Annotated in this window: 10 protein-coding genes; 9 read left to right on the plus strand and 1 reads right to left on the minus strand. The window is 49.3% G+C overall.

Annotation, left to right across the window (positions count from 1 at the left end):
• Positions 1 to 381 precede the first annotated feature (381 nt).
• The 7 genes from AC1DYT_RS22370 to AC1DYT_RS22400 all read left to right on the plus strand — a co-directional run bounded on the left by AC1DYT_RS22370 (position 382) and on the right by AC1DYT_RS22400 (position 12,237).
• Positions 382 to 1,773, plus strand: a complete 1,392-nt coding sequence (locus AC1DYT_RS22370; RefSeq protein ID WP_477471740.1) for a serine/threonine protein kinase — start codon at positions 382 to 384, stop codon at positions 1,771 to 1,773.
• Between the two features lie 164 nt (positions 1,774 to 1,937).
• A complete protein-coding gene (locus AC1DYT_RS22375; protein ID WP_477471741.1) occupies positions 1,938 to 3,341 on the plus strand; it encodes a serine/threonine protein kinase in 1,404 nt (467 codons plus the stop codon).
• Positions 3,342 to 3,428: 87 nt separating this feature from the next.
• A complete protein-coding gene (locus tag AC1DYT_RS22380; protein ID WP_477471742.1) occupies positions 3,429 to 4,388 on the plus strand; it encodes a hypothetical protein in 960 nt (319 codons plus the stop codon).
• 95 nt (positions 4,389 to 4,483) lie between these two features.
• Positions 4,484 to 5,956 (plus strand): PP2C family protein-serine/threonine phosphatase, encoded by a 1,473-nt coding sequence (locus AC1DYT_RS22385; RefSeq protein WP_477471743.1) that lies wholly within the window; start codon positions 4,484 to 4,486, stop codon positions 5,954 to 5,956.
• On the plus strand, positions 5,943 to 10,019 hold the full coding sequence (locus AC1DYT_RS22390) for an FtsW/RodA/SpoVE family cell cycle protein (RefSeq protein WP_477471744.1): 4,077 nt from the start codon (positions 5,943 to 5,945) through the stop codon (positions 10,017 to 10,019). Before AC1DYT_RS22385 ends, AC1DYT_RS22390 begins: the two co-directional genes overlap by 14 nt.
• A 61-nt stretch (positions 10,020 to 10,080) precedes the next feature.
• Positions 10,081 to 10,872 carry an FHA domain-containing protein gene (locus AC1DYT_RS22395; protein WP_477471745.1) on the plus strand — a complete coding sequence of 264 codons (792 nt, stop codon included), beginning with the start codon at positions 10,081 to 10,083 and terminating at the stop codon, positions 10,870 to 10,872.
• Complete coding sequence (locus AC1DYT_RS22400) at positions 10,873 to 12,237, plus strand: serine/threonine protein kinase (RefSeq protein WP_477471746.1); 1,365 nt, start codon at positions 10,873 to 10,875, stop codon at positions 12,235 to 12,237.
• Between the two features lie 12 nt (positions 12,238 to 12,249).
• On the opposite strand, the gene AC1DYT_RS22405 is transcribed toward AC1DYT_RS22400, so the two are convergent.
• Positions 12,250 to 12,651 (minus strand): hypothetical protein, encoded by a 402-nt coding sequence (locus tag AC1DYT_RS22405; RefSeq protein WP_477471747.1) that lies wholly within the window; start codon positions 12,649 to 12,651, stop codon positions 12,250 to 12,252.
• A gap of 114 nt (positions 12,652 to 12,765) precedes the next feature.
• Between AC1DYT_RS22405 and AC1DYT_RS22410 the strand changes: the two genes are divergently transcribed.
• Positions 12,766 to 13,455 carry an aspartate/glutamate racemase family protein gene (locus AC1DYT_RS22410; protein WP_477471748.1) on the plus strand — a complete coding sequence of 230 codons (690 nt, stop codon included), beginning with the start codon at positions 12,766 to 12,768 and terminating at the stop codon, positions 13,453 to 13,455.
• Positions 13,456 to 13,493: 38 nt separating this feature from the next.
• Positions 13,494 to 14,807 carry an MFS transporter gene (locus tag AC1DYT_RS22415; RefSeq protein WP_477471749.1) on the plus strand — a complete coding sequence of 438 codons (1,314 nt, stop codon included), beginning with the start codon at positions 13,494 to 13,496 and terminating at the stop codon, positions 14,805 to 14,807.
• Positions 14,808 to 14,814 lie beyond the last annotated feature (7 nt).

Genomic DNA, 14,814 nt, shown 5'->3' on the forward strand with positions numbered 1-14,814 from the left:
GATAGCCAGGGCATTAGATCAACATAGAGCCTCGAAGGCTAGAACTCGTGACTATTTCCTACCGGCTATCTTCTCCACATTTTAACATGCCAAAATTATCAACAACAATCTGTTAATTAATTTCTTTGCAAGTCTAATGGAACTCGTTTTAACACCCCATCATAACAGTGGTCACCATGCCAGGCCGTTTTGCATATCGGTTACTCCATAGGTGTCCTTCGGACCTGCCGTGTGGGTTCCGAAAATAAAAGGAATGACGTTTGTGATGTTTTCGAACGCTCAAGTTTCAAACCCATCGCTATATTTAAGGCTTTCCCCCACTTTACATTCTCTCCCCACCATAGTCTATATCTCCATCCGTTCAGTATATTAGCACCATAAATGAGCAAAGTATTTACCATTGCAGAGGGTTTAGAAAATCTGGGTGCCTTGCGTACCGGCGGGCAGGGTTCGGTTTATAAGGGGAGGCGGCAGGGTACCATCTATTCGGCCGTGAAGCTCATCCCAACGCCCATCTACGCCGAAAACGAAGATGATAAGAATTACCGCAACTTCTGCAACGAAGTGGCCAAGCTGCAAAAGGTAAACGAAATTCCCAACCCCAACATCGTAAAGATATTAAGTTCTGGCCTTACCGAAAGCGGGTCGTTCCCCTTCATTGAGATGGAATTTATAGATGGGCCAGATCTGAGCGAGCTACTGTTGCCGCCCCATCCAAAGCTTTTCACTCTAAAAGAGGTACTCAAAGTGGCCGATCAGCTGGCCAGCGCCCTCGCGCATTGCCATCGCCTTGGCGTAAAACATGGCGACCTGAAAAGCAACAACGTAAAATACAATATTCACACAGGCAATTACGTACTGCTTGATTTTGGCCTTGCCATCATGACCGAAGAGCAACGCCGCAGCAGTATGCACAACGCCGGTGCGGTGGAGTTTATGGCGCCAGAGCAGTACGAAGGCAAAATGCTGCTGCAAAGCGATATTTACAGCTATGGCATCATCCTGTACGAATTGCTGGCGGGGGAGGTGCCATTCGTGCTGGCAGGAAACGGAGAGAATAGCCGCAACGCCATCATGCTGAAGCATATGGAAGCACTCGTGCCCGATGTATTGGATAAACGGAAACGAAACCTACCGGAGGAATGGTCGGACGCGAAAAAGGCCGCCGAATTGCAGGTACCCGGTTGGCTGCTGAAACTGGTAGAGAAGTGCCTGCAAAAGAAACCCGCCGACCGATATGCCGATGCACTGGAACTTTACGAAGCCTTATCCGTCCACCAAACCCGTGCCGACSCCGCCGTTCCGGTTACCACACCGAATAACGCTGCCGAACTGGAATGGGCATTGAAACTGCAACTCATCAAAAACCAATTGCAAGACAGGCTGATATCAGAAATGATACTGCTTTTCGATGCCCGCCCGCCCGAAGCCCTGGCCGATGAAAACAAAGCCTACTACCTGCACGAACAAGTAAAACTCCACCACAATCACCTTAACGATTTGCTGCGCGAAAATGGGCAAGGGGATAAGGTAAAGGATAGCGACATCCGTACTGCCGTAGATAAACTACAGGCACCCGAATCGTTTGCTCATCCGGCCAAAATAATATTGTCGAAACCGGTGCTTTATATTTTATTAGCCGCATTGGGCGTCCTATTGTTTACCACCATTTTGCTTTGGCAGGTGTATCGGCACAACCCAACCGCCCTTAAACTTTTGAATCTTTTCGCAACTATTTGGAAAAGTATTTTCGGTGGAAGAAAACAGGTGTAAAAAAGCGTAAAAACAGACCAAAAAATTGCTCATTGTGGTAAAAACACGAAGATTTTGGCAAGTAATTTTTCATTATTTTGCATTCCGTACAACAAAGCAGCCGCTTTATTGTAATTTCAAAGCAGGCTTGTCGTTATAGGGCGGCAGCAATCTTAACAGCATAAATGAGTAAAGTATTTACAATAGCAGAAGGGCTGGAAAACCTCGGTGCCTTGCGCACCGGCGGGCAGGGCTCGGTATATAAAGGCAAACGAACGGGTACCATCTATTCGGCAGTAAAGCTGATACCGACCCCCATCCACACCGAAAGCGGCGACGATAAGAATTACCGCAATTTCCAGAACGAGGTGGCTAAGCTGCAGAAGGTGAATGAAATACCTAATCCCAACATCGTAAAGATATTAAGCTCTGGCGTAACCGAAAGCGGCTCTTTTCCTTACATCGAGATGGAATACATCGATGGCCCCGACCTCAACGAACTCCTCGCCCCGCCGCACGAAAAGATATTCGCCCTGAAAGAATTGCTCAAAGTGGCCGACCAATTGGCCTGCGCGCTGGCGCATTGCCATAAAGTTGGCGTAAAGCATGGCGACATCAAAAGCAACAACGTAAAATACAACATCCACACGGGCAATTACGTGCTGCTTGATTTTGGCCTGGCTATTATGAGCGAGGAACAACGCCGGAGCAGCATACGCCACGCCGGCGCGGTGGAGTTTATGGCACCCGAGCAGCACGAGGGCAAAATGCTGTTGCAGACCGATGTTTACAGCTACGGGGTCATTATTTATGAATTGCTGACCGGCGAAGTACCCTTCCCGCTTACGGGCGAGGGCGATAGCGGTCGCAATGCCGTAATGCTGGGCCATATGGAAGCAGAGGTACCCGATGCAATACGTGCCCGTAAGCTGAACCTGCCCGAGGAATGGCCCGAGGCAAAGATGCGGCAGGAAATGCAGGTACCGGCCTGGCTCGTAAAACTGATCAATAAATGCCTGCAAAAGAAACCCGAAGACCGCTTTGTCGATGGGCAGGAATTACACGATGCAATCGTGACCGGCAGCCTTTCGGCCTCGGCTGGTACAGTAGGTACCGGGATAGGGGGTATATCTAAAGCCACTATTGATGCGCTGAAGGCCGAGAACAAAAAGCTCCAGCAACAGGTATTGGAACTGCAAACCGCAATCTCCGACCAGGAGATAGTGGATGGTGTACCGCAAGTACCAGATAACGAATCGAAAATAACGGTATCGAAACTCGGTTTCAATGCTTTGGTGGCCCTCCTGGTGTTGTTCGTTGGTTTCTCGGTATATGCGGCGTTTTACAAAAAGGACGCTCGCCTGCCTAAAACAACCACGCAGGATTCGCTGAAAAACCCGGGCGACACGATACAGATGGCTAATCCGCAAGGCGATTTGCCGGCAAACGATTACTATAAAGAACAGCGGCAAAAGAGGGACTCGATCAAACGTGTAACCGATAGCATCAGGAAAGCTGTTATAGATAGTACTACGAATGCTGCACGGGAGGCAGCGGATACACCACGTGTAGACACACCCAAACAGTAGCGCACAAAACATTTAATTATACCTGCACATAAAAAACATCCGTACACGTTTTATGTTCAGTAATCATAGTCGGATCTTACAACACAAATGGAATCAAAACCAAATTTTTGGCAGCGTATAGGCATACAGGATTGGTTCCTGACAAAGGAAAGCAGCGGCGTTGCAGGGAAGATACCACCGCTTACGCCCAATAGCGTTTACGCTTACATCGTAGAAAAATTCAGGGAATCCATACAGGAGCTTTCCTTCGGAGAGCGCGTGGTGTTTTACCATGAGTTCATCATCAGCTTCAATGCGGAGGATTATAAGGAATTCGTAGAGAATAAGCAAGGGTTGTTCGGCCTCATCGTACAGGAAACCGTAAAGAGGTTTTACGAGATACTGAAGGAATACCGCCTGGCAGGCAAAAAGGTAGAACCATCAGGTTCTAAATGGGTGTTCAGGCTGGTATCGCACCCCGATTATCAGCGTGGAGATAAAGGCTTTATGGGTAAACTATTGCCCGATAACAGTCAGCCAGCCAAAAAAGAAGAAAACCTGCGCGTAACCTTCATCCCCCGCCAAACGGGTATAGCCCAAACTTTCGATGTAAATCAGGATATCCTGAAGGGCTTCATTTATTACAGCGAGGGCTATTTTGAGATACCTTACCAGGAGGATTTGGAGTACAGCGAGAAAGAAGCTATTAAGACCGATAAGAAGAGCCTTGCCCGCTTCGAGACCATCATCCCCGATAAACAGTACGCCGGCAAAAAGGTAGAATACCTGATGAAAGACGATGACATCATCGTATCGGGCAGTGACGAAGAGCGCGATGAGCAGAATATATTTAAGGTACCCAGCGAATGGGTAAACACGCCGCATTTACAAGTGCGTTTCAACAAAGCGGATGGCAAATTTTACCTGGCCTCCTTCGGCGAGATGACCACACTGAACGAAATGGCCGTACCCACCAGCGACATCAACGCGCCCAAATGGGTAGAATTGCCGGTAAACTCGCGCATATTGCTCAATGGTATTATTGGCTTAAACCTGTTTAAATCGTAAAGGCATGTCGCAGATATTATCCATCGGCTTATTGGTATTGGTAATATGCCTGCTGGCCACCCATTTTATTGATATTAAAAACTCCGGTAAACACAATGGCTGAAAACTTTTTTGGACTGACGGATACCGGCAAGGTACGCAGCAATAACGAGGACACCTTTATTGCCGAACGGCTCAGCAGCGGCCTCATATTGGCCGGCGTTATAGATGGCGTGGGCGGTTACAACGGGGGCGAAGTGGCGGCAGCCATTGCCCGTGAACAGATATTGGATTATCTGGAGAGCAAGCAGGGAGAGCCCATCCCCGCCATGATAGAGGCTTTTAAACGTGCCAATAACGCCATAGCTGCCAAAAAACTCGAAGAGAAAGAACTGGATAGCATGGCTTGCGTAGCTACTATCGCACTGGTTGATATTGCCAACAACCAATTCTTCTATGCGCACGTTGGCGATACCCGCCTGTATTTGCTGCGCGATGCCTCGCTGATAAAAATATCCAAGGACCACTCTTTCGTGGGTTTTCTCGAAGATTCGGGCAGGCTGACGGAGCGCGAAGCCATGGATCACCCCAAACGCAACGAGATAAACAAGGCCCTTGGTTTTGGCACAAATATAGATGCCGATGATAGCTTCATCGAAACCGGGCAATCGCCATTTTTGCCGGGCGATATGCTGCTGCTCTGCAGCGATGGCCTTACCGATATGGTTGATAAACGGGAGATAACCGCCATCATTACACAATCCGCCTCCCTGCACGATAAGGCCGCAGGCCTTATCCGCGCTGCCAATAAAAACGGTGGGCACGATAATGTTACCGTAGCGCTGGTGCAAAACGATAAAGCCTCGCAGCAGCACACGGCAATCGCTCCAACCGTAGAACTAAAAAAAAACGATGAACCCGCCGCCGAGGCAAAGAAAGAATACCAGGCAGTAAAATCATCCATAAGCCCCGATAAATCGAAAGTTATGCCCCCCAAAAAGAGCAGTTTTGCCGTAGCTATACTTGCAATACTTTTGCTGGCATCTTTAGGCGCTGCGGCCTATTGCTATATGCAATGGCAAAAGGAAGCCAATAAAGCAGCCAAATCGCAAACCCTTGGCGCAGACACCTTACGCCAGAAAGCGCCGCGCAACCTGCAGGAGATAGCTTTGCAGAATGCCATCAATATGGCAAAAGGCGATACGGTGACGCTTATCGATAGCTTGTTCAAACAGCCCATCATCATTAGTGATACGCTGGATATCAGCAAGCCCAGGCTGTACATCAGGGCAAAGGGTAATATTACATTGCTATGCGATACGGTCTATAAAGGGCCTGCTTTCGCTGCGTTCAAGGGTGCAAAATCTATAGGGCTGGAGAACCTTAAACTACAGGGTTTCGTGGTGGGCATCAGCACATATAATACCGACCTCCGCCTCAAGAATGTACAATTCCTAAACTGCGGGCAGCCCATTGTACGCAGCTTCACACTACCCGCGGCCAAGCCCATCAATGAGGGCTTCCCGCTAACCATATTATACGCCGATTCGGCTAGTAAATCCACAACAACACCAAATGGAAAACGATAAACAGCAGGCAACCATCCCTGGTAGAGCCAAAGAGCGGGTGTTCCTGCTACTGGTAGCTATACTGTTTTCGGTATTGTTTTACAGGCTTTACACGGTTTTGCAAACGCGCTTTGCCGATGTGGAAAAGCGCCTTGCCGATGGCACCATGGTAAACCTGAGCGATAAGGACCCGGCAGGCGAGATACATCAACTGCTCACAAAAGGCTATTATTTTGATGATAAGCGCGATATCGCCCTTATAACCGCCACCGTTGGCAACAACATAGGTACCGGCGTAAAAATTGATAACATAGGCGAGCTGAATAAAAAGAAATACTACATCGTTGCCGATGATGCTTTCCAAAACGGTGGCGAGTCGTTCAAGAGCAGGGTTGCGGCATCGCGTTCGCTGCTGGGCTATACCGGTGCAGATTCATCTTTATTCTTGAGCGAACGCACTGCCCAAATGAAACTCCCCGTTGAAACGGATATCGCGGCCGGCCATTACAGCATCAGTGGGTTAATTGCCGCTAAAGGCGAAGGCGTACCGGGCGTATTGGTGAGGCTGGATATGATTTTGCCGCAAGATAGCCTCTACAGCGACGAAGAAACCGACGAAGTGAAAGCCAGGACTGAAACCGGCGATGGTTACAAAAAAAACTTTTACGCCGATAGCGCGGGTAAACCAAAACTTCAGGAGCTAACGGCTTACGCCCGTACGGATGCGGCCGGCCGGTACCATTTCAAAAACCTGCCCGATAATAAAGCTTTCAGGGTGTTACCCTTACAGCCGGGTTACCAGTTTGGTACATCGCAGGGTACGGAGGATTTGGATGAGGATGCCGTGTTCAACTTTAGCCAGGCGCCACATACGGTCAAGCTGCTTTCTACGCGCGATTTCAACATCCTCAAAAAAGAAAAATCATTCATCGTGCGCACGCCGGCCGAGTTCAACAGCTCGTTCTGGATAATTGCAGGTAGTTTCCTGGGCGCATTCCTCTTTGTGCACCTGTTTTTGTCCTGGCGTTTCCCCATGGCCGACCAGATTATCCTGCCGGTAGTGATGATATTGACGGGTTTATCGTTTGTTACCCTTTTAAGTTTGCAAGATCCGCTGCGCGACCGTTTCCTGGCCCGAGATTCGCTGTTTTACCTCGGCATCGGCATCTTAGCCATGCTGGTAATGCTGTTCATAAAGATGCGGCGCTTCACCGCCGATTCCTGGTTTTACAGGCTCGTCTTCTTTAAAAATAACGCTCGTGCCGCAAACGGCTGGCCCTGGGTGGTTATTGCTGCCGGCTTGCTTGCCATGACCATTAAATTCGGCACCGGGCCCGAGGGGAGCGGGGTAAAGGTTAACCTTTTCGGTTTCCAGCCCAGCGAAATTGTGAAATATCTCATCATCCTTTTCCTCGCCGGTTTTTTTGCGGCGAACGAGAAACTCATCAGTGAATACACCAGTTGGACCAAGCGTTGGTCGTTCTTCGCATTTGCCTTAATAGCAATCTTGTTTACACTGCTGTTGTTTTTATTATTGGGAGATTTGGGGCCAGCCATGGTGGTGTGCTTCACCTTTATTGCTTTGTTTTCTTTCTCGCGGGGCGATTTTATGTTCATGGCCATTGCGGTAGTTATCTACGTGCTCTGTTCCTGGGTGTTAAAGAACGTTTGGTTATCGGCTTTGGCCACTGCCGTAATAGTTGCCTTGCTGATGCTTTTCCAACGCCGCAAACTCAGCGAATCAGCCATTATGGTGCTGGTAATTATGGCGGCCTTCCTCACTATAGATCAGATACCATATTTAGGCAAGCTGTTCCCCGGCCCGGTGCAGCGTTTGGTTGATAGGAAAGCCATTTGGCAAGACCCCTGGAACAACGAAGTGTACGGAGGCGACCAGGTAGCCAACGGCCTTTGGGCCATGAGCAGCGGTGGGGTATCCGGTCAGGGAGTAGGCGAGGGTTTCGCCAAAACCATCCCCGAGGCCCATACCGATATGATACTCCCCTCCATGGGCGAGGAATTCGGGTGGACGGGCATCACCTGCATATTCGTGCTGTTCCTTTTGTTCCTCCATCGCTCCATCATCATTGGGCGGCGAACGGGCACGCCTTTCCTGTTTTACCTATGCGCCGGGGTAGGGATATCTACTTTCGTGCAATTCCTGCTTATCGCGGGCGGCTCTATAGGCGCCTTGCCTTTATCGGGGGTGTCGCTGCCATTCCAAAGCTATGGTGGCTCATCGCTGGTGGCCAATTTGCTGGCATCGGGCTTTTTGCTCTCTGCCTCGCAGGTGAGGGGCACGCCGGTGCAAATGAAATACATCTCTAATCAACAGGATAAAAACCTGGTACCGGCCTTAATTGCCGCCGTTATGGGCGTTACCTTGCTTACCGTAAGCGTATCGCGTTACCTGTTCGATAATAAAAAATGGGTAGTGCAGCCGGCCCTGGTGGCCGATAAAAGCGGCGCGCGCATGTTCAGCTACAACCCCCGCATTGCCATATTGATGAACAGGCTGCAGGCGGGTTCGATATACGACCGCGACGGCATCCTGCTGGCAACCAGCAAGCCCGAGATGGTGAAGAAACAGATGACCAAACTTGCCGATGCCGGCGTAGGCGGTTACAATATCGATTCGGCGATGCATAAACGGCTCGACAGGTATTACCCCTTCGAGGAGCAGATGTTCTTCTGGACGGGCGACGAAAACTCAGGCGTATTTACCGGCGGTAGCAACGGCTACTTTGCCGAATATGAACATGCTGCCGAGCTGCGAGGCTTTAAACTGCCCACAACCAACTATAACGTTACCGCCAACCGTTACCGCGAAGATCGCTTTTTGCCGCGCGGCGTAAAAGAGATGACGGTGGTGAAGAAAGATTATAGTGCGCTGTCGCACATGCTGTTGGCAGGCATTAATAGCATGGCGGTAGATTCATTCAAGCACCGCAACCGCGATGTGCAACTCACATTGGACGCAGGCCTGCAAACCAGCATACAACGGTCGATGGAAACAGATACCTCACTGCTGGATAACCGCGTATCGGTAGTAGTGATGGAATCAAATACCGGCGACGTGTTGGCCTCATCGGTTTACCCGCTGCCGCCTGTGCACGATTGGGAAAGGTTGACGATGAGCCTGGCTGACCAAAACCAACTAAGCAACTGGATGACCACTACCGACCTCGGCTTCACCTACGCCTCGCAACCGGGTTCTACCGCTAAGCTTATTACTTCGCTGGCGTCCTTCAATAAATTGGGGCTTGCGGCAGCAGACAAGAAATTTCAGGTGAGCGATTTTGAGCGTATCCGCACCAAGGGCATCGAACCGGATGAAACCGGACTGATAAGCCTGGAACGCGCCGTGGTAAAATCGAACAACGTGTACTTCATCAAACTGGCCAACCAGGAACACCTGGAGGAAGAAATGGCTACGCTGTACCTTAAAACAGGTATGTTTTTGCATGGCGTCGGGGGTTATTATTACGGTCGCCAGCAGTTAAACCCGGTACAGGAAGATAAATGGCGGGCGTTTTGGCGCAAAACCGAGTTCAACACCAAACCCCGGTACGATCCTAACAACATCAGGCGCACACGTGCCAAAGGTATATCGGGTATGGCCTGGGGCCAGGGCGAGCTGATTGCCACGCCGGCAGCCGTAGCGCGATTGGCGGCGGGTATAGCCAACGGTGGCATTATGCCTAATAACAGGTATGTGCTTAAGTTCAGCGATTCGGCAACTACCGTTAAGCGGGGAATTGAGCTGGTGAAAGATGTTAAGTATGCACAGTTATTGAGGCAATATATGATAGAGCAGAGCGCGCCTAAGGCATATACGCTGGGCTTAACTGTTGCAGGTAAAACAGGTACGCCCGAGCGTATTTGGAAAAAGCAGCAAATAAACGATGGGTGGTACGTATTCTTCGCGCCTAAGCAAAAGGGTACTGGTAATATCGTAGTTTGCGTACGGATAGAATCTACAAAGGGCTCCTCAGATGCGGTTAAACTGGCCGGGAAACACGTAATACCCTTTTTGTTGAAAAAGGGCTACATTAAAAACATCGTTACGCAAACAAACGAATAGTGCGGGGGTTGGATAAAAAAACGGCAATGTTCATCGCACATAAAATTATACGGGTAATAACATGATATTTAATTTGTTCAATAGCGATGCAAAAGGCCGCCCTGATGACGTAAAGGGCCTGCGCCATGCTTTGTTGCAATTCATCAAACAAGAACTTCAGAAAGCCGAGGGGGGAGAGGGTAGCCATATTAAAGGGCTCAGCTTATTCCTCAACTGCGAAGCCACCGACAGGCACATGTACGAGGCAGCAGTGTATGCCGAACAACTCGAATTGTTTAAGGATGAAGTGCAGAAGATAGCCGATGATTTTGACCTTGGTCTGCCCGATAGATGGACACTCGACGTGGTTTTCGATGCAGAGGTGCCCGAAGAAGCTGCCCGGCTCCCGGGGCTTGATGCGGCATTCTTCATCAAAACCAATAAACACTTCATCAAGCAAACCGCTACCGCATACCTGCGGGTATTGAATGGCGAAACGGAGGAAAAAGAATATACCCTTGCATCGGGCAACGAAAAGCTAAACATCGGCCGCGATAAAAAAGCCCAGGGCGACGACGGCTTTTTCCGCACAAACCATATTGCTTTCCCATCAGAAAGTGGCGATGCTGCCAATAAATACGTAAGCCGCCAGCACGCCCACATTGGCTGGAACGTGGAGAGCCAGCGGTTTGTGCTGTATGCCGATGAAGGTGGCGTGCCACCGCGCAATAAAGTGAAGATACGCTCTGAAAAGAGCGAGAACGTAATCAAACTGCATTCTACTACCATCGGCCATCCGCTGGAGGAGGGCGACCAGGTAATTTTAGGTGAATCGGCCGTGCTGGAATTCAGCTATAAGCCATTAAGTAAATAAATGAGCAAAGTTTTTACCATAGCAGAGGGGTTGGAGAACCTGGGTGCGCTGCGCAGCGGGGGGCAGGGATCGGTGTACAAAGGTCGGCGTACGGGCCTAATCTACTCGGCCGTAAAACTGATACCTACGCCTGTTTACGCCGAAAACGGCGACGATAAAAACTACCGCAATTTCCAAAACGAGGTAGCCAAGCTGCAAAAGGTAAACGAGATACCTAACCCCAATGTGGTAAAGATACTCAGCTTCGGTATTGCTGAGAGTGGCTCGTTCCCCTTCATCGAGATGGAATACATAGAGGGCCCCGACCTGAACGAACTGCTGCAGCCCCCGCACGAAAAGATTTTCAGCTTGAAGGAACTGTTGAAAGTTGCCGACCAGCTGGCCTGCGCATTGGCCCATTGCCATACCGTGGGCGTAAAGCATGGCGATATTAAAAGCAATAACGTAAAATATAACATACATACCGGCAATTATGTGTTGCTTGATTTCGGCCTGGCCATCATGAGCGAGGAGCAGCGACGCAGCAGCATACGTAACGCCGGAGCCATAGAATTTATGGCACCCGAGCAGCACGAGGGCAGGATGCTAATGCAGACCGATGTTTACAGCTATGGCGTTATCCTTTACGAACTGCTCGCTGGGCAGGTACCGTTTCCGCTACAGGGCAATGGCGATACCGGGCGCAATAACGTAATGCTCAGCCACTCCGAAGCACCCGTGCCTGATGCCATGAAACTGCGTAAAGCCAACCTGCCCGATGCATGGGATGCCGATAAAAAAGCACAGGAAATGCAAGTGCCTGCCTGGCTGCTGAATTTGATTGACAGATGCCTGCAAAAATCTCCTGAGAGCCGCTTTGCCGACGGAAACGAATTGCATAACGCCATTATTAGCGGGAGCCTTGCAACCGGTGGCGACCTTAACTCGGTAGGCCCGGCAACGCTTTTGAACGAAAACGAAAAACTGCAAACACAGTTACAAGAGCGTAGCGATCCCGATAAAATAGGCATCCTGAAGATAGATGGAGGCGTTGTGCATCTGCAAAAGTCGGTATTTGGCGGGTTGGTGTTTTTAGCCTTGTTGTTTATGGGCCTGTTCGCCTGGTCGGCGCTCAGTAAAAGCACATCCGAAAAACCGTATGACGTCATTGCTGCCAATACTACTGTAAAACCCTACAGATCTGTATTATTTATCAATTCGTATAATTTCGATAGCGTGAAAAAGGCAAAGGCGCGTTTACGGGCCGATTCGGTGCTGAAAGCCAGGGCGGCTACGGCGGCTGCTAAACGAAGGGGCGATTCGGTAACCGTCCAGCAGGAAAAACCAAAAAAGAAGAAAAAGAAGAAGTTTTTGGGGTTGTTTTAGGGAGACCCCAAGTTACTCCGTCAATGCCATATACCCACACGCCACGGGCACATAAACGCCTTTTACCTGTAATAGGTATATGTATTTGGCGGTACTTCCATTATCGATGAACACATGCACAATGGTGCCGGCATCTCCTTTGGCGGGTTTGTATTTCTTCCATCCGCTGCGGCCGCTTAGTGCCTTCATTTCTGTAGAGGGCCATTTCAAGCTTTCGCTATCATTCAGGGTGGAGTAAACGCCGCCCTCGGCACTTATTTTGGCGTGCTTACCTACAAGTTTAAGGGCTGCGGCATTGTCTATGTTGCAATAGGTATTTTTATCGATGGCCGGGGCAGATTGGGCTTTGCAGCGGTTGGCGTAGCCGCCAAAAACCAAAAAAGATAAAACGGCGATTTTGAGGATATTTTTCATGGTATGAATAATGGCGCACTTACGGATATTATTCTCCAATCAGGCGAACACGAATAAACAAAAAATACTTTAACACGAAGGCTTGTAATTTTGTTTTATGCTACATTTACTTTCATGAAAACTTTAGGCCTTATCGGTGGTACCAGTTGGGTATCAACTATCGATTATTATCGCTTCATCAACCAGGGTATCAATGACAAGCTTGGCGGCGTAAATGCTGCCCGCCTGCTGCTGCATTCTTTCAACTATGCCGACATCGTAAAAAACCTCGATACCAGCAACTGGGAGGCCATATTGAAAATGATCGTAGATGCAGGCACGGGGCTTAAGAACAGCGGCGCTGAGGCAATCGTATTGTGCGGTAATACCACCCACCTGGTAGCGGCAGAGGCGCAGCAACAGATAGGCCTGCCATTCATCCACATTGCCGAAGCTGCCGCTGCGGTCATCAAAAAGCGGGGCTTCAAAACTATTGCCCTTCTGGGCACGCGGTTCACTATGGAGCATCATTTCTTTTCAGATAAGCTAAATAAAGCCGGCATAACGGCCCTTACGCCCGACAAAGCCGACCGCGATTTTATCCACGAAACCTTATTGCGCGAGATGGGTAAAGGCATCTTTAAGCCAGAAACCAAGACCGCGTATTTGCAAATCATCGATAAACTAAAGCAGCAAGGTGCCGAAGGCGTGATTTTGGGCTGCACCGAAATCCCCCTTCTGATACAGCCTGCCGATACCGACATGATGCTGTTCGATACTGCGGCTATACACTCTGCCGCTGCCGTAGAATTTGCTTTGGGTTGATGCTTTACTTTGATTATTTTGCATACTTTTAAAACGCAATGCAAGAAAAAAACAATAAGAAAACTATCCGGGCCTGGGCCATGTTCGATTGGGCAAACTCTGCCTACAACCTGGTTATCACCACCACCATATTCCCCTCGTATTATGTGGCTATTACCAAAAATGCGGCCAATGGCAACCGGGTAACCTTCTTTGGTCACACTTTCATCAATACCGCCTTGCAGGTTTATTCCCTGTCGTTCGCGTACCTCATCATGGTGCTGCTGCTGCCCATCCTCACTTCTATTGCCGATTATAAGGGGAGCAAGAAAGTATTCATGCAGTTTTTTACGCTGATGGGGTCGCTGGCATGCTGTGGCCTTTACTTTTTTGATAAAGTGGCACATCTGGAAACGGGCATCATTTGCTTTGCGGTAGCCGCCATAGGTTATAGCGGCGGTTTCGTGTTCTACAACTCTTACCTGCCCGAAATTGCCACCCTGGATATGCAGGACAAGGTGAGTGCCAAAGGTTTTACCTACGGCTACGTGGGCAGTGTGTTGCTGCAGCTGATTTGTTTCGTATTCGTGCTGATGCCGGATAAGTTTGGCATGACAGAAGGTAGCGCGGCGCGGCTATCGTTTTTAATGGTGGGCATCTGGTGGATAGGCTTTGCGATGATACCATTTAAAGTGTTGCCAAAAGGCAGCCCCAACGCGCAGGGCAGCCAGTACAATATTATCAAAGGCGGCTTTATTGAGCTTGGCAAAGTATGGAATAAGATAAAAGGCATGCCGATGTTGAAAGGTTATCTGCCGGCATTCTTTTTTTACTCCATGGGTGTACAAACCATTATGCTGGTGGCCACGGCATTTGCGGCACAGGAGTTGCATATGGATACGCCCGAGTTGATAAAGATTATTCTCATCATACAAGTAATCGCCATTGCCGGCGCTACGGTTATGTCGCGCTTGTCTGATAAATACGGCAACATAAGGGTATTGATTTTCGTGGTATTTATATGGATAGGGGTGTGCATTGCCGCATATTTTACTAAAACCAAGACCGAATTCTACATTATCGCCGTTGTAGTTGGTTTGGTAATGGGCGGCATACAATCGCTTTCGCGCTCTACGTATTCTAAATACCTGCCGCAGGATATCCCCGATACGGCTTCCTTTTTTAGCTTTTACGATGTTACCGAGAAACTGGCCATCGTGGCAGGGCTGTTCAGCTTCGGCTATATACAGGAGCTCACCGGAAGTATGCGCAATTCAACCCTGGCGTTATGCGGCTTTTTCGTTGTCGGTTTGTTGTTTTTGTTTTCTTTGCTCGGCACGGAGAAGAAAGTTCAGGGAAAATTCGGAATTTAGCGCACTC

The sequence above is a fragment of the Mucilaginibacter sp. P1_D10 genome, from assembly GCF_056406215.1.